Genomic DNA, 17,642 nt, shown 5'->3' with positions numbered 1-17,642 from the left:
ATAAAAGGTATTTATGCTCTCTAAACGGCATTTAACAATCGTTTCAATTCTAAACTAGTTTAATACGTGGAATAACTGGGGAATTTCTTTTCAAGGTGCCTATATAATTTACAGAAATTTATATTTATGCTTATAAATAAAATGGCGCTCATTGTGAGCGCCTCTAACAAAATTATTTAAAACCTAAACCTTCTAATCCTATATCTGCAAGTACTTGATGCCCTTCAATCGAAGGGTGGATATCGCCCAATATTACATTAGCCCCTGGATTATCCGAACCAATAACAAAAGCGTTAAAAGCATCTGCTATACTCGCCTTATTAAATGAAATACTAGCAATTTGATCATTTATACTAGGTAGTACCTGTAAACCAACGTGATTTAGATGACCTCGTATTGGATCATCACTTCTAAAAGGATAATAAATATTATAAACTACAATTTGTGCATCTGACAGTAAATTAATTTCATGTAAAATTTTATTAAGATTAGTAAAAAAAGCACTATCTCCAATTATTTCAAATAAACACTGTTGAAACTGGATCTGATCAACACATTGACTACTAGCAATTTGTAAAGCTAATAATAAATCATTACTTCCAATGTTCAAAGTAATATAATCTGCATGCCTAACTGCCTGTCGATATTTCTGATCGTTTTGTAGTGCGTTTAACATATCTTCCGTTTTCCACCCAGGGACAGCTAAATTTCGAACCCTTAAATTTGCTTCTTCACCTATCAAATAAGGAAACGCTAGTCTTGAAGGTTCTTCATTACTCCCAAGATTATAACCATATGGGATCGAGTCACCTAATGCCACAAGTGATTTCTTCGCGTTATCACTTTTTGCGATTGCACCACTAGAGAATAACAACGTGAAGATAATTAATAATATTACCATCTGAAATGACTTTCTCACTAAACATCTCTCCTATTCTATTGTTTATACTACTCAACCATTATATTGAAGCGGAATAAGGAGTATGTCTAAGTTTCTAGATCACAAGTTAAAACATTTTTACGAATTAGTTTAATTCGAAGTTTACTAGCTACTAGTTATTCACGATATTTGTATTAAAAATTAGTTGATGTGTTACTATGCCAAGCTTTTCAGTATGGCAATTCAGTATTAGAATATTCACTTGAAGTAAATCCAGAAAAAAGATATATCCATATTGGTCGATTGGCTAGACGGACTTATGTAATTGTTCCCGTAGGAATAAATGATATCAACTTCATTCCGTCCTTTATAAAAAAGCACCTTGGATTTTAGTGAGTTGCTGCCCATCTAATATCATATTGCCAAGTGTAAAATAAATCACCTGAATTGCGTAAATCATCTTCATGGTACTCCCAAACATATTTACAAATTTCAATCAGTGTAGCGCTACCATTTTTATTATGTATAGCTTCTAGTATCCATTTTTCTAAATCTTTTTTACTACTCATACTTTCACTCCTAAACTATGTATTTGCCGTAAATCTACACTTCGGAAAGGAACTACAGCCTTTAAATGTTCCACCTTTTCCATTTCTAATAACTAGAGCATTACCACACTTGGGACAAATGTTTTGTTGAACTTTCTCTTTTGCCGTTTTTTGATTTTGTTTTATAGTCTGAACATGTTGTTTCTTAAGCTGTCCATCTTTTTGATGGTTCAACACTTTTAACTGGTTTATGATTTGCTCCTTTTTTGATTGGGAGAGAGTTTCTTGATCATATTTTTTAATCGTTTTCAGTAAATTCACACTGTAAACGACATCTGACGTTACCTCTACTTTCTTCAACGTCGCATTAATCGAGAAAACAACGATCGGGATATAGGGAATATCACCAAAATTAATCAGCGCATTTTGTAATGCTTTTACATGACCATAGTTTTGCCAAAGAGGGTTATAAAATCGTTCTTTTCTTTTATAAATAACTTGAGTCCAATATTGATTCTTTTCCCCTCCATAGATCCAACCTTTATAATTTTTTGTTTCAATGACGAAAACACCATAGTTTGAAACGATCACATGATCAATTTGTGAGGTTTTACCAGCAACATTAAGAACAACATCATTAATGACTATATATTTTTCTTTATCTAGTTGTGATAGAAAAGTTGCGATGGTTTTCTCACCGATAAATCCTTTAATTTGTGGTTTGAACATTGCAAATATGATGGTTAGAATTATTATAGGAATTAAAAACTCCACTTGGATCAACCTTCCGAGTTTAATAGAATAATAGCATTAGTACAGAAACACATGAGCAAATCTGGTTGAAACCCTTTGTTTTCTGGTTGTAGTAGATAATATAATCATTTGGCAATTAGTTTTTCAGTGTTTGAAATAAAATTCGTTCACTGCGTTAGAATTCGTTCGGATGGATTTAGGGACAGTAGTACCACATTATCACTTATCTCTTCTGTGACTATATGCCTATTATACCAAATTTGTTAAAAAATGTAGATTAAAATAGAAAAAGGTACCTATTTATTGATAAGTTAAATAGGTACCGAATTTAATTAAAGTTACTAATTATGTATCACTTTAAAGCAATATTATTAACTTTAGTTCGATAAGTAAATCTTTAGGCAACAGTAACTTATATTATGTAAAGTTTCGAAAAAGGTTACCCTTTCAAGTAGACAAAGGTCAGCTATTTGAGTTATTCCTTCACCACAATATTACTACACTTCTTCTTCTTCCATCCTCATCTTCTCTAACCTCAAATCATGTAACGTTTTCGTCTGGCCCACTGCAATGGTCCATTCATAGATGTTAATTGAGCTCCAGCTAGTGACGGTTTGTCCCCACTGGTTATAGGACATTGTTTTACCTTGATATTCGACTTCTTTTTCATTTAACGCAATGGCAGTAGAGTCTTCAAAGTTCTTAATGATGATTTCGTCACCTGAGCGTAGCAGTCCCCAATCAAACAGCTTATTCATACGTGGTAGAAATTGTTTTGAAGTGTTTGTTGGAACTGTATTAGATGATTTACGGACTTTATGGTTTTCTTGAACTTCCACATAGAAATCTTCGAGGTGTGGTACTGGTAGTACTTTTGTGATATCTAATAAATACTGCTCATTTAACTTTACAGGCTCAATCGTAAAACAACTTATATCTACCCCATTGCTTATTAACCAAGCACAAGCGGACAAAGTTTGTTCATCAAACTCAGATGCTACGAGGATCATTCGTTGTTTACGGTTAAAAGCTTGACCAGCTTCATTTTGCACGAGAAAATTGGTTAAAATTCTTCTCGCTCTTTCTGACGTCGTTAACACCGAGTCACTCGTTCCTTTTTGCTTTTCTAAATAAGGAACAAAAACATCATTGACTAATTGATCCTTTGATTGAATTTTAGCGTAATTCGCTGCATAACGAATGGCTTGAATTTCGAACGGTTCTTTTCGATTTCGTATGTCTTCAACGTCTCTTTTAATTTCAATTAACACCAGATTTCCTTTTTCATCTACCGCTACTAAATCACTTCTACCATTTTGCTTGTTTCGAACTTGCTGGCCTACAATAAGAAGACTTTCCTCATCACCCACTAAAAGATCTAAGTTGTGCTTCAAATAGTTTTCGATATCGTTTTCCTTGATCCCCAGTTCTTTAAAAGTCAATCTTATTAATTCAGCCTCACTATCTTGAATTCCGTGATGATTAATATTTACAGGAATTAGCATGGTGCACTCCTTCTATAATTCTAATTCTACCGCTTTTATCATTCCCTACTTGTAGGACTTTCTTTAATATCCCGAGATTATGCAATCATTAACAACAAATCTCGATGAATCAACTCCCAGTCTTGATTTAAATTAATTGTCTTAATACACAATGGGTGCCTATGAAAGTTATATGATAAAGTAACACTCTGCTGCACAGTTGGATAAAGTAACATTCCTTCCCACTTCGGGTACCCAGGTTCTTCTTGTGTTTGCACATTTGACAAATAAGAAGAAAGTTGATAGAGATCCTTAGAATGAATTTTTGGTTTACCAAAATTATAAAGAAATGTGTTTTTATAAAACTTAGTATCAATAATCAGGTTACGAGTAGGTGACCTAAGAGTAATGTCGGTTTGCATTTGGGGAAGATAATCCAGATCTTCTTGTTGTTCTGCTTCAGCATTCCATTTTATATTTTCCCGTAACACCTTATAATCCGTTTGTTCATGTTTGTAAAAGTTTCGAATGAAATTCTCAAATACATAAGGCATCATTTTTTCGTCCTGCAAAAAATCTTTAAACTTCATCTTTCCTGGTTCTTCATCAGGTAGAAGATGATCATATATAATTTCGCATACAAGGATTAAAAACTCGTAAAAACGATTATTTCGATGGATCACTACTTGGTTGAAGTGATGTTTTGTTATTGAAATCGTTTCTATTTCACGTAGAAGGCGATAAAGGCCTATCATCTCATCTTTAAGTATAGCATCTAGCCCCTTAGTCCTTGTTAACAAATGTAATGTTGTTTTTATGATTTGATTATGAAGGACATTATATTCTAGCTCATCATATGTACAAAACGCCTTTGCTTGTTGAAACGAAAGGCTTTGGATAGAACTCGTAAAATCAATTTTGCCTTTGATCCCTCTTATTTCATCATGTTGTGTGACATAACCGCGATCCAAACCTCGTTTCAACTGATGTTTGACCCCTTCTAATAATACTTTAGCAAAAAGGTTGACTAGTTTCGTACTATTTAAACCGCTAACATCGACAACATCCTTTTCCTTAAGCTTGTCCCAGGAGTAGCAGAGCATATAATAGATATTCTGAATTGGAATTTCCATTTGATACACCTTTTAATCTAATAGCCTTTGCTTGAATTGGTGAATTTTTTCTTGATCATCAAACCAATATTCTTCAAGAAGTGGTACGATTTCAGTATGAATCACTCTTTTATACCATTCTTCATTTAATTTTGTTGCATTATCTGTTGGGACAAAGTAACTATGACCAATTTCAAAGCCCTTAGCCAAATCCTTCTCCTCTTCTCGAATTACTCGATTAAGGTCTTTAAACTTTCGAATAATTTTTTCTGTGAGATCTTCGTCTGATAGCCTTTCATGTAAGAATTCCCTGAATTTCTCACTCTCCAATTGTGTTTCAAGTGTAATAAACCCAAACCTTCTACGTAAAGCATAATCCACAATGGCAAGTGAACGATCGGCAGTATTCATTGTTCCGATAATATAGAGATTGTCAGGAATGTAAAATTTATCTGATAAATCTTCAGAGTACGTTAAGTTTATTGCGTGTTCCTCTCCTCTTTTCGTACCTTCAATCAGGACCATTAGTTCTCCAAAGATTTTACTTAAGTTCCCACGATTGATTTCGTCAATGATAAAAAAATAATCATGTTCTGGATCGCGCTGAGCCTTCTTACAAAATTGATAAAATACACCATCTTTCAGGTAAAACCCACCATTTGTTTTTGGACGGTAACCTTGGATGAAATCCTCGTACGAATAGGCTTGATGAAACTGAACCATTTGAATACGTTCTTCATCTTTGACTCCCATATTGAAGTAAGCAATGCGTTTAGCGACAAAGGTTTTTCCAACGCCTGGGGGTCCTTGTAAAATTATATTTTTCTTATAATCTAATATCTTTGTCATTTCATAAAAAGTGTCTTCATCCATGAAAAGGTCTTCCATCGCATCATTGATCGTATACGGTGGTAAAACAGGATCACTCGATGGAGCATCATTCGCCTCATCAATGATTGCTCGAATCGTTTCAAAATCTTCTTTCGTTAATTTAAATAAACTGCCTTGATTGTTGACCATCGGCTCACTATTTTCAAGCTCTTGAACACTTTTTAATTGACTTAATGGAATTGGATTTTTTAACTGTTCGATCTTTTTAAACTCAATCACTTCCTCTTCTTCCCGTTCATGAAGACCTTGCGTAATTTCACAAATCGCAGTGACTTCCTTTACGGGAGAAGATACGTAGCCAATGACGAGATCACCTGGTTGAACGGACTCGAAATGTTTGTATACTCTCCGTTTATTTCCGTTAGCATTATAAGAAGTGTAAGTTTCCTTCACACCTAAGTCCACATTTTGAAGATCCCAAATTTCAGGATTGGAATTGAGCCACCAGTAGTTTTGTTCTTTACTGTCATACTCATCTTTATAATCATTAATTACCGATGTTTTTTGTTCCGTTTTTCTATATAACCAAAGCAACTCTTCTAGGTAACTTTCTGTGAATTCAACAATGTCATCTATTTTAAGTGCTTTTTCTTTAGGAATTACTGTTCCAATACGTACCCACTCTTTCGGATCTTCTTTTAAGAGATTTAATATGTCTTCTCTTATTTGTGGTGTACTCAAATAATCCTTTAAACTATAGTATAAATCATGATCTCCATCATATGAGGTCCACACCTTGTAATTCTCAGGATCAATATTAAAATTCGTAATCCATTCTTCTATATAATTCATCCACTGGTTATGATCATGAATTGAATTCGAGGATTCTTTTGTCCTATAATTATGCCATTCAAGGTACAATTTAAAGTTTTTAAAGTTGATCATTGCAGCAATGCATGAAGATGAATCTAAACGTGTATTAAACTTGAGCCTCGACCAAAAACGTTTTGAAAGACTTCCGCTATTCTGCCAATTTTCTGTACCTTCTACCTCTAACCCATTAGTTTTATATTTACTATATAACTCAGTAACGAGTTCCTTCCACTGATTCCATGTCGTTCTATAATCTTTACTTACTTGAACTGCATCTGATCTACTTACTCGATATGTAAAATCATCACGATCAAAAACTTCAAATTGTTTATTAGATAATTGCAAGTTCACTTTCCCCTTTTATGTTATTAATTATAGAAATTGAAAAGTTCTAATTTCCTTATACAGCATCACGGTGTCCAAATCGTATCAAACCCATTTTTAATCGAATAATCATAGAGCATAATAATCTTTTTATGCTTGTAGTTTTTCATTAAATTCGTGATATTAGCGTCCTCTTTTTTATCATTTAAATCGTCATTTCGTTCGATGATGTACTCAAGGTAATTCCTCTTTGGTAACTTATCACTTTTGGAACTGTTACATTTGTTACAGGATAAAACAAGGTTCCAGATATGGTCCGACTGAACAAATGACCATGGAATAAAGTGATCCACATGTGTTTCTCTCTTCGCTCCAGTAAGAGACTTATTACAATAAAAACAGTTGGCATTAAAATAATGTAGTAATACTTTTTCAAAAGGACGTAATGATGACCGCCGTGCAATGCTTTCTACCTTTTCAAGGAGATAATTAATATTAGGTACCTCATTTAGTAATTCAATCATTGCAGCCATGTGGTAATTAGTAAGGTTTACTATTATTCTTTGATATTTCATCATAAAACGATGAACAGCTGGGTTTATTTTAAATACTTCTCGTTTATGATCGAACGCATAAAAACTTCCCCTTGTATCACCATAAAGTGCACCAAAAACATTGATTTTCATAGTCGTTTTTACTTTACTTACTAGTTTAATTTGTATTGAGTCATTTATATTATCAAAAATCATTTCAGATGGTACATCATTCTTTTCTTGCTCATCTTTTATAATTTTTACAACTCTAGCTGTACTACCAGTATTATGGTTTAACAAATTATGACGAACAATTAAATTCCAATATATTTTTGCAAATGAAAATGCTAACTGGTCATACATTAGCTCAAACTCTTCATTCACTTGATATAAGTTTTCAATGATTGATTTTAAAAAAGCATACTTGTAAGTAGCTGACTTTGCCGACTTACTCGATAAAACAACCGTAAATATTCTCCAAATTTCTTCGTCTGTTAAATAAAGCTCTTTTAACTCACCAACCTTTAATTTATGACTCATTACACCCCTCCTGACCAGACCGCCAATTATAAAAAGAAGATGATCCTACTCATCATCCACATCAATCAGGAAAATCTTCTCCTGAAAGCCTCCTCTATCGTCTGCTTTCTTTTTACGTATTGACTCCACTTCCTCCATGCTAGAGCCATGAACTACAGCAAGACTATGTATGATTTCCAACACATCAGCAAGCTCCTCTATCGCTTGTCCATCGGTTTGCGCTTCTTGGTATTCAGCCATCTCTTCAGTTAATTTAATTTTTAATTCTTTTATGTATTCCATATCATCCAATTGTCTAGTGCGGTAACCCTTCCCTGCTGCTTGAATAATTTCAGGTATTTTATCACGAACGAGTTTATTGTAAATTGGCATAAGACAACATTCCTTTTTATGTATTATTTTCCATTTTACCATAGTGGTTTAGGAGCGTGAAGGGAGTAGTGAAAAAGAACCATTACTTTGTTAGATATGTAGGGGTAAGAAAGGTTTTGCCCTTCATGCTGTATTGATAGCTGCTTGTCTTTTAATCATTCGTTTTCCCCTACGCTTCTATATTATTTGTGAGAATTAAAAAACCACCTAAAGGATCAATTGTAATCGATTGATTCTTTAGGTGGTGTAATTGAATAGAAATTAAAAAGGTATTTCTTTTGAGTCACCGTAAATATAACTAAGTAGGTCTACCTCATACTCTTTGTATGCTGGGTCAAGGGTATTGCCATCCCAGCGTTTGCCGAATACTTCTTCTACAAGGATTTGCATTCCACCTTCTGCATACTCTTCTAGACGTTTCCTAGCTTTTTTCGGAAATTCTTTATCGCTAAAGGCTTCAATATTTCTTCCTAGTTCGGAGTCGCTTAATATAATTGAATACGCTGTGGCTTTCTGACGCGTATTTAAGTAGTTGGTTCTAAATTCACGTCCTCGGTCACCGATACTATCCTTTTGGTCTTTTTTAAAACCTAAACTGGCACACAGTAAGAATAGGTCTTGATACTTTACTTCAAACTTTGTATTGAAATAAAAGTAGATTTCTTCATATTTTTTACTGGTATATAGCAATGCTTGATCTGCTAGAAAGTCCATTGTTTACCCCCTTGTTGCCATTGATTCAGTGACTTCAATTGGCTCTATGTTAGAGTGTCCTGGTTTGATTTGTTCAAGTTTATACCATTTTCCAAGCTTACCCGTACTCTTAAATCGAATTTCTTCGGTTCTTGAAAGCTCCGTATCGGTTAAAAGAAGCACCCACTGTGACGTTAGGTTCGGGATATTATCGATTAAATGATCTCGGTTATTTCCGCTTATCCGACCGAACGGAGTATCCATGAACAATGGGAAGTTAATATCATCGGATCCGCCAGCTGCAATTTTTGCAAGAGCGGTGATAAACGATAAGGCAACTACTTGTCGTTGTCCTTGAGAGACATCTTGGGTGATGTTAATATTTTCCCAGTTCATAATATCGATTTCATATTTCTCGTTAATATCGATACGTCTTACTAAATCTTTATCTTTGCGATCGATTAGTGTTTTAAAGATTTGTGTCGTCTCAGTAGTAAGTTTCGCTCGCATTTCATCACTATACTCTTTAAAAACAGCGTCAAAATGATCTTTTAATGTTTCGATATATTGTAAGATTTTCGAGTCAATTCGTAGACTTTCATTTTCTCTTAATAACCTTGAAAATTCCTTGTCTAACGCATCCTTCTGCTTTTCTTTTTCATTGATTTGAAAATTAAGATCTCGAATTTCTCCCTCTACGCTGACTAGAAATTCTTTCTTATCCTTTAATGATGCCTCTAGATTCTTCAAGTTCTCCTGTTCTTGAGCTTTGAGTTGGATGTTGCCACTGTATTTATCAATTTCTTTGTCAATTTGCTCAATTTCATCTTTCAGTTCTCGAAACTCGCGAAGTTTTCGTTCAATAGAATGAACGATCTCTTCTTCACTCATCGAATAATCGTGGATACTAGATGTGATTTGAGAGATTAATGGTGTAAGTTCGGATCGCTTAAAATTGTTTTTGAGCAACTCGATTTGCGTTAAATGATCTTTATTTTCCTTTAAGTCGTTACCGCAGCATGCACATACTAAATCTTGAAGCGACTTTTCAATGACTTCGATCGGAATTAAATCCTTTTGATCCACAAGGATTTGATCTAAGTAATTTTTCACCGATTGGTACGTATCCTTCATAATTAAATGATAACCATTCGTGACGAGTTCTCCTTTAATCTCATTCTTTTTATCTTTAGCAAAACGAAGGTGAATGTTCTTCTTTTCTTTTTCCGCTTCCATTTTTTCTTGTATGAGTTTTACCTCTTCATTTTCAGCAAGTTGACTTTCAATACGCTCAATTTCAAGTGAGCATGATGTCTTATTTTCTAACTTCAAACGGACCCTTTCTTGCATATCAGTAATTTCGTTTGCAATTGCATCAATTTCATTTTGTTTTCTCGTTAAATCTAAGTTATGTGAAGAAGCGAGCACTCTTCGTTTCTCTGATGAATGAAGCTTTTTTAAAATCGAAATCGCCGCTTCTAGCTTGTCTATTTGTAGAAGTTTAACGATACCGTTCTTTACTTCTTCTTTCACTTTTACATCAGTTTTCGCCAGAGTTTCAATTTTTTCAGCATCAAATAAAAAGAAATCTTTAATGTTTTCATCCAGAATGCCATTGATAATCTCTTTTATTTCTTTTTCATCTGTTATTGGCTCCGCTGGGAAATTGCCAGCTTCTTTAATATACAACTCTGTATCGAGGATTCTTTCCGTAATCGTCTGGCCCGTCTTATACCCGCTTGCATATCTTCTAATCTCGTAATCTTTGCCGCGGTGCTCGAATTCAAGGTAAACGGCTGTATCAATCGGCATGTTTGGATTTTCCTCTAGAGCTAGAAAATTGACGAGATGTATTTTTTCCTTCGGGTTATCCTGTTGGATATGTGTGCTCCCGTATAAACCAAACATTAATGCACGAAAGATCCCCGTTTTTCCTTTTCCGTTCTCTCCAAAGATGATCGTGATATTCTCATTCCCACTAGCAAACTCGATCGTTTGTTCACCGTAAAATTGTCGGAAATTCTTTAGAATGATCTTGTTCAGCTGCATTTACCTTCCTCCTCTAAAACCAACTCCCTAATTTCCTCACGAATCATTTCTTCAATACTTGTATGTGACTTCCTTCCAGCCTCAAGATCTCGTAATAATAGCTTAGCAATATCACTTAGTTCTCCTGGAAATTGATTTATTTTTTTCTCTAGATCTTTATTTATACTCATTTATATAGCCCCCATGTTCTCTTGAAATTCTCTATACACTTCCCAAGGTAATTTATCCATTAAATACTCAAGAGAGTAAGTTTGTAATTCTCGTCCTACAATTTCTCTGGCGTTGTAATTGTTGATTGCAAATCTAGAAAACTCAGCAAACCTCGGAATTTCTTTTGAAGCAATAGACTTGTACATTTGATCGCTAGTACCTGTTGGTAAAACGATAAAGTCATAAATTTCAGCAATATTCTTACCAGGAAACGTACGTAAAATACGGCCACGACGTTGAACAAATTCACGCGGATTCGAGGTACTCGCTAAGAAATAAGCTGTCTTCGTACTTGGCACATCTACACCTTCGTCAAGACATTTAATAGCTACAAGGATCTGGATCTTTCCTTCAGCAAATGACTTCAATATTTGCATACGATCTTCTAGACTTACCTTTGAGTCAAATCGGTGCACACGATAACCGAGCTGGGACAATTGGTTCGTAATCATTTCTACTTCACCTGGCGCACAATAAACGAGTGTGTGCGAGACACTTGCCCGCTCTTTTTCTCTAAATATAGAAAATAATTTTGCTTTTTTATTCTCTGCTTTACTTAATATAAGGGCCCGTTTTCGATTGATCTCACTAATTTCCTCATGATCGGGTTGATCAGATCCATATAAGTGAATGAGTCTCTTTGTTAAACGCTCGTACTTATCCATTTCATCGTCCGTTAAATTCGTTATATAAGGATGATACGTGTATTCCGTTAGGGCTCCATTCTGAATCGCTGTTTTCATATCGTATTCATAGACGGTGTCTCCAAAAAAGTCGGTGATAAAGCGCGTTCCATCCTCATCCCACCAGCGATCTGGGGTTGCAGATAGTCCTAGCTTAGCTTCCATTCCTGTGAACTTATGATTTCTTAAACTATTTACACCGAAATAGTGGCATTCGTCGGCAATTAAGAAGCTTTTCCCTTTTAACTTATCGATTAATTCATTAAATTCTTCCGAAGCTGCACTTCGGTAGGTCGTGATTACAACATGCTTTTTGATCATGCTAATATTAAAGTCTCTCACATCCGTGTGAAGTTTACCTGCCCATACTTTCTTATTCCCGTAACATGACGTAAAACTACTAAAACCAAGGAGTTGACAGTTATCTTCCCACTGTTCTACCAGATGTGTAAACGGAACGATGATAACGAGAAAGATCCGTCCATGTTGCTTATAAAACTCATTGGCAATCATGAGACTTGTGATCGTCTTACCAGTTCCTGTAGCCATTTCTAAAATACCAGTCCAGTTATTTCCTATAACTGCCTCCATGGCCTCCTTTTGGTATGGACGTGGTTTAATTTCAGTAGGTTTGATAGGTTTTCGCTCCTTTTTGTACCCTTTTAATTTTTCCTTTAAAATGTCTGGCATCTCTATTATCGTTAGGCCGTTTGTCGTGTTGTTCCACAGGCTTTCAAAGTCTTTCACCATGTCCGTGATTCGCGCGTGGTCATGTTCTTTCCAAAACACATCAATCTTTTCAAAATTGTCTCTGATTCCACCGACGGTTTCATTTGCAGATCCAGAAAATGATAGTTGATTTCCGAAACCGTCATAGAAGATGCCAAACTTCTCATGATAAAGGCTATTGTTATTCGTAAAAGCAATCTTTAGCTCCAATTTATCTTCATAGATCAACCAAGCTAAAATATTAAGTGTGTCTTCACGGATCGTCTCTTCACAAATTTCAATTTCTCGTAGAAGGCTTCTAGCCACAACATCGTATTTCGCTTCATATCCAAGCTGAACCGCTTCGATGTCTTCTTTTGTTAAGTGGGGATTGGCAATCAAACGGATTTTCCCTTCTGAGCCTAAAAACTTCTCAAGTCCCCTCGCAATAACAGCAAGACTCCCGCTTGTAAAGTAACCCACTGCTCGGTCATATCTGATGGACTTTTCTAACACCTTACTGTAAAAGTCAGCATGAATTTGATCAACATCCGAACGGTACTTAAATTTCAGTTCTAAATTTTTAAACGACATTCGTTATCCCTTCTTTACTGTAACAATCCCTAGTTCATCAAAGTGTAGTCGTTCGCTCGTCTTGATTTCATACGGTAAGACTTTTTTGTGCATATATTCCTGTTCACGCACGATTCCTTTTTCCATCAGAAATTCATAGATCGCAATTTCATGAAGGTTCCCCTCGTATTCATTTTCGAGCACATTAAGGATCAAATCCTCAAATGACTGAATTGAACTTTCTTCTCTAACGACAATGACCTTGTCATATCGATAGTCATTGAATGTCTTTTTAATTTGGCGAAACCCACAGCGTTGAAGGACACTTTGCAACAGGTGAGGATTCCAGCGAAAACCGATGTCAGGTAGTTTGCGACGATAGCCTTTTAAATGACTAAGTGAGAGATATTCCCCATCGCCGATCTTCTCTCTCACGTAAGTTTCAATTTCAGAAAGCTCAGCTTCATTTACTTTTAATAATTTCGCAGGATATAACTGATCTATATCGATTTCAATGAATACTTCATTATCTAGGACCCGCTTAAGAAAGTTCGTAACCATCATTTCTTTATATCCATGCTCATAAATAAACTCTTTGATTTCTTGCCGCGATGTTTCACCAGTGAAATGAGCTTCTATTAATTTCTCGAAACTATCAAGTTCAAACCCATCTACATATAAATAGTTGGTATGACCTTTCACTGTAGGCTTTAGCAGCTTAATAATAGCTGGTAGCTTACTCGCATCATCAATGTTCTTATCTCTTACAATCGAAGACAACTTCCGATTAAACATCATCTCTTTATACATGGAATTAGCGGTCGCATATCCATTTTTGAACGATTGGTCAATAAACTCTAATAGAACAGCCTTTTCATTAGCCTTAATGTTTAACTTATTTACGAGGATGGCATTCTTACTTCCCCAGCTAATAATTTTATCGGAAGAATTTATCGCCAGATCTACTTTAAACAGTGGGCTTACCACCTCAAGGAGTTGTTCCTTAGAACAAATTCCACCATGCTTTTTCATATAGGCTACAAGCCGTTCCTCAACACTTTGTCTTGATTTTTTATTTTTATAAATGTTGAGCGTGTTCCCTTGGCCAATCGTATACTTTTCGTCCAAATAAAAACGGATTAGAGAATATAAATGAATTTTGTTATGGATATTAAGGTGTACGAGTCGGTCTTGGAACTTTTCATAAACTTCTTCTACATTTATAATTTCCTTTTTTTGCTTAAACTGGTCATCTATATAAGATTCGATCTTTGACATGATGGCAGGGTCAAAGTTCTCTCTATCAAAATATTGAAATGTCGCTCGGTCCACTAGAATTAGACTTTCCACATCTCTTATACGCGCTTCAATGGAACGCACGGTTTTAGAAAGCTCAAAATTCAAATGTTGCTTTGCCAATTGATGGAGGTACAATACACCTTCTTCATCAATTTTTAATGGCTTTTTAATATAATGACTAAATAAATAGGTTAGAACATTAGTTATTCTCAAACGATGTTTGGAATAAATATCACCATATTTATAATAATGACTTTTTTCTACTAAGGTCTTTAATATTTCCATCCCTAAATCTTCTATGTTTATATCTTTCAGCTGTTCTTCAACCGTCTCTCGATATTCAGGGTCAAAAGCGGGGCCTGTCCCCCGCTATGGTAATGCTTTACTCTATTGGGGTACAGGCCCCCACCATCCCTACGCCGTTTGCTTAATAAACAGAGAATTTTTTCAGCAATAGTTCGAATTTGTTGTTGAAAACAAGTATATAAATAACTTCTTATGTACGTTAACTCTGAAAACACTTTGAGTAGGTGTGCCAGTTCAAGGTATTTTTGCACAAAAAAGACACCCAGATTTAGAGTGTCGCGTCAAATTCTTGTATTTTAGGGGGCATCACTGTTCATTATTTGTATACATTTCTTCGTTAAATAATAACTTTACATAATCTCTTCTAGAATATAAAATTCGATAGATCGATACGTAAACATCATCAAATTTATAAAAAACAATGTAGTTCCCACTGACTAGATACCGGTAATCTGTTTCAATACTAATCTTTGATGATAACTCTAGGCCTAACATTGGGTAATCTTTTAGCTTTTTGTAACTCTCAATGATATTTGAAACTACACTTACAGCAGCCGTCGGATTATCAAGTTCTTTAGTAATATATTCCTTAATATCATACAAGTCTTGTTTAGCAACAGGGTTTATTCTCAACTTATACATAATTATTAGACTCCAAGATCATTCTCAACTTGTTCTTCAGTTAGCCACTCATCTCCAGTTTTTATTGCCTTTTCAGCTTCCATAAGCTTTGAAAGCAGTTTAATCGTAGCTTGGTTTTTCTCATATTCTTCAATATCAACAATGGCATATCTACCTCGTCCATTTTTCGTTAAAAAAACTGGATCACCTACTGCAATGTCCTTTAAAACTTCATTGTAATTTCTTAAATCTGAAACAGGTTTAATATTTGGCATAATATCAACTCCTTTCACTGAAATTATTATACCATTATTTTACTTAAAATAATACGTTAAATTCAACAGCAAAAGTGTCCTAAACTTGAAGTTAATTGTTGCACAGTCATGGGCAAATGCGAAGAAAAGACGATCACTTTAAAATGCAATCGTCTCTTAAAAGGATATTCTTTTACAAGTATCGTTGTACTGCGTAGCAAATGGCACTGTTGTTTCTTTTCTATATTAAAGTAGGTTATCTTTTAAAGCTGAGTTGCAACTGACCATATATTACCCGCAAAATCTTTAAACGTTCCCCTTCTGTCAGGATCACCTTTTCTTACATTTGGTAACTCCATACAAAAACACCCTAATGTCATGGCTTTTTCAAATACTGCGTCTACGTCAGGCACATAAATATGAATGAGATGGGTATTAGGGGGGAATTGCTCCGAAGCGTCCCCAATCATGATGACGGAATCATCAATTTGAATTTCTACATGCATAATCGATCCGTCAGGCATATCGTGGCGTCGCAGCTCCTTGCCATTAAATAATTTGGTTAATAAGTCCACCATTTTTTGAGCACCGTTGACTACAAAATAAGGCGATAAAGAATTGTAACCGCTGGGTTTGAAATTTTTGTCCATTTTTTCACCACCAGACTTCCTTTATTTATTTATCTAATAATTGACATTATTGAATATTATTAGTATTTCCCATTACTTAAAGAAGGCTAAAACATTAAAATTAAAGCGCTGTTAAACAACTCTGTTGAAAACGGTTAGAATTAAACATCTTTTTCGAATGAGGTTACACCTTTGAAAACCAGCCCCGACCACCCCGAAGGGGAAATTTCTTAAGCGAATACAAGACCTATACCGTATACATTTCAACCATATTTTTCTTTCCATGTATTTCGTAGTACGAAATACTTTAACATTGTGTTAAAATACTTTTATTCGCTACTAAGCTACAATTTCTAAACTACTAATTTGAAAGAAGATGATGACTTGAATGATACACGGATAAAATGGATACTGTTACTCGTCATTATGATGTGGGGCAGTAATTTCGTCATTACAAAAATATTGCTTGAGAGCTTCCCTTTTTGGACTCTATTATTCTTTCGAAACCTTTTTGCTGCGCTTGTTTTAGTGTGGATTGTTCGAAAGTTTCTTCATATTGTGCCTAGAAATAAACAAACATGGCTTTATGTTTTAGGTGCATCTGTGATTGGTGTTATCATTAACAACGCATTATTCCAAGTAGGGCTTAAATATACGTTAGCGACTAATGCTTCACTGATTATGGGTTTAACCCCTTTAGCAACTGCGTTAATCTCGTATTTGGTCTTTAGTGCACCTTTACACTGGAAACAAATGCTTGGAATTAGTCTCGGCTTTTTTGGAGTTGCCCTCGTCGTATTGAAAGGGTCTATCCAAAACTTAATTCTTCTATCCTTTAACATCGGTGATTTGTATATTGTCGGAGCGTTGTTGACATTTAGTCTCAGTTTCATCTTTATAAAAAAGGCGACGGACATCAAGTTCCCGCCGGCAATCATCAGCTTATACGCCTATGCCCTTTCCTCTATCTGCTACTTACCATTAGTCGTATGGGAACAAACACTGGCAGGTTGGAGTGAGCTGCCAACAAGTATATTACTCTGGCTGATGCTGCTCTATGTCGGCGTTTTTCCAACTGGAGTCGGGAACATGCTTTGGAATCGCGGGATTAGTATCCTTGGGCCTGGTCAATGTGCGATTTTCATGAACGGAATTCCACTCGTTGCAGCGATTACTTCCGTATTTGTATTGAATGAACCAATCCTACTGCTGCAAATTATCGGGTTTCTCTTCATCGGCACTGGGGTTATCTTAGGCTCGCAAACGAGTAAAACAGTAGTCGCAAAAAAAGAAGAAAGAGAGACTGCTACAATTCCGAGCTAAAAATATAAACAGGTTCTATCTCGTCATGTTAACTAATCATTCAG

General features: G+C 35.2%; 17 protein-coding genes. 1 reads left to right on the top strand and 16 read right to left on the bottom strand.

Translation table 11 applies throughout. The features are described 5' to 3' along the window. Positions 1-172: 172 nt before the first annotated feature. The 16 genes from BK574_RS03425 to BK574_RS03350 form a co-directional block, all read right to left on the bottom strand. Positions 173-919 carry an SGNH/GDSL hydrolase family protein gene (locus BK574_RS03425; RefSeq protein WP_078427514.1) on the bottom strand — a complete coding sequence of 249 codons (747 nt, stop codon included), beginning with the start codon at positions 917-919 and terminating at the stop codon, positions 173-175. 350 nt (positions 920-1,269) lie between these two features. Next, positions 1,270-1,449, bottom strand: coding sequence for a hypothetical protein (locus BK574_RS03420; protein WP_078427513.1), 180 nt, complete (start codon positions 1,447-1,449; stop codon positions 1,270-1,272). Between the two features lie 15 nt (positions 1,450-1,464). After that, positions 1,465-2,202, bottom strand: coding sequence for an NERD domain-containing protein (locus tag BK574_RS03415; protein WP_238457933.1), 738 nt, complete (start codon positions 2,200-2,202; stop codon positions 1,465-1,467). 476 nt (positions 2,203-2,678) lie between these two features. After that, positions 2,679-3,686 (bottom strand): hypothetical protein, encoded by a 1,008-nt coding sequence (locus BK574_RS03410; RefSeq protein WP_078427512.1) that lies wholly within the window; start codon positions 3,684-3,686, stop codon positions 2,679-2,681. A gap of 77 nt (positions 3,687-3,763) precedes the next feature. Then, positions 3,764-4,798 (bottom strand): 5-methylcytosine-specific restriction endonuclease system specificity protein McrC, encoded by a 1,035-nt coding sequence (gene mcrC, locus BK574_RS03405; RefSeq protein WP_078427511.1) that lies wholly within the window; start codon positions 4,796-4,798, stop codon positions 3,764-3,766. 12 nt (positions 4,799-4,810) lie between these two features. Further along, entirely contained in the window at positions 4,811-6,826 is a 2,016-nt protein-coding gene (locus BK574_RS03400; protein ID WP_158211514.1) for an HI_0552 family protein, read from the bottom strand. Positions 6,827-6,891: 65 nt separating this feature from the next. Then, a complete protein-coding gene (locus tag BK574_RS03395) occupies positions 6,892-7,878 on the bottom strand; it encodes an HNH endonuclease (protein WP_078427509.1) in 987 nt (328 codons plus the stop codon). A 45-nt stretch (positions 7,879-7,923) separates the two neighbouring features. Beyond that, positions 7,924-8,250 (bottom strand): nucleoside triphosphate pyrophosphohydrolase, encoded by a 327-nt coding sequence (locus BK574_RS03390; protein ID WP_078427508.1) that lies wholly within the window; start codon positions 8,248-8,250, stop codon positions 7,924-7,926. 261 nt (positions 8,251-8,511) lie between these two features. Then, a complete protein-coding gene (locus tag BK574_RS03385) occupies positions 8,512-8,964 on the bottom strand; it encodes a hypothetical protein (protein ID WP_078427507.1) in 453 nt (150 codons plus the stop codon). A 3-nt stretch (positions 8,965-8,967) separates the two neighbouring features. Continuing rightward, positions 8,968-10,992 (bottom strand): AAA family ATPase, encoded by a 2,025-nt coding sequence (locus BK574_RS03380; RefSeq protein ID WP_078427506.1) that lies wholly within the window; start codon positions 10,990-10,992, stop codon positions 8,968-8,970. Next, positions 10,983-11,162 carry a hypothetical protein gene (locus tag BK574_RS03375; RefSeq protein WP_078427505.1) on the bottom strand — a complete coding sequence of 60 codons (180 nt, stop codon included), beginning with the start codon at positions 11,160-11,162 and terminating at the stop codon, positions 10,983-10,985. The genes BK574_RS03380 and BK574_RS03375 overlap by 10 nt, the downstream gene beginning before the upstream one ends. Beyond that, positions 11,163-13,187, bottom strand: coding sequence for a DEAD/DEAH box helicase family protein (locus BK574_RS03370; protein WP_078427504.1), 2,025 nt, complete (start codon positions 13,185-13,187; stop codon positions 11,163-11,165). It abuts the gene before it with no gap. 3 nt (positions 13,188-13,190) lie between these two features. Next, positions 13,191-14,750 (bottom strand): hypothetical protein, encoded by a 1,560-nt coding sequence (locus tag BK574_RS03365; RefSeq protein ID WP_078427503.1) that lies wholly within the window; start codon positions 14,748-14,750, stop codon positions 13,191-13,193. Positions 14,751-15,077: 327 nt separating this feature from the next. Further along, entirely contained in the window at positions 15,078-15,413 is a 336-nt protein-coding gene (locus BK574_RS03360) for a type II toxin-antitoxin system RelE/ParE family toxin (protein WP_078427502.1), read from the bottom strand. Positions 15,414-15,418: 5 nt separating this feature from the next. Beyond that, positions 15,419-15,667 (bottom strand): type II toxin-antitoxin system prevent-host-death family antitoxin, encoded by a 249-nt coding sequence (locus BK574_RS03355; RefSeq protein WP_078427501.1) that lies wholly within the window; start codon positions 15,665-15,667, stop codon positions 15,419-15,421. Positions 15,668-15,909: 242 nt separating this feature from the next. Beyond that, on the bottom strand, positions 15,910-16,296 hold the full coding sequence (locus BK574_RS03350) for a VOC family protein (protein WP_078427500.1): 387 nt from the start codon (positions 16,294-16,296) through the stop codon (positions 15,910-15,912). A 363-nt stretch (positions 16,297-16,659) separates the two neighbouring features. Here BK574_RS03350 and BK574_RS03345 point away from each other — a divergent pair, with 363 nt between their 5' ends. Beyond that, positions 16,660-17,598, top strand: coding sequence for a DMT family transporter (locus BK574_RS03345; RefSeq protein WP_078427499.1), 939 nt, complete (start codon positions 16,660-16,662; stop codon positions 17,596-17,598). Positions 17,599-17,642 lie beyond the last annotated feature (44 nt).

Origin of the sequence: Alkalihalobacterium alkalinitrilicum (assembly GCF_002019605.1) — a bacterium.
In the GTDB taxonomy this organism is placed as follows: domain Bacteria; phylum Bacillota; class Bacilli; order Bacillales; family Bacillaceae_F; genus Alkalihalobacterium; species Alkalihalobacterium alkalinitrilicum.
The sequence above is the reverse complement of the archived record's forward strand: the minus strand, read 5'-3'. Positions and strand labels throughout refer to the sequence as shown.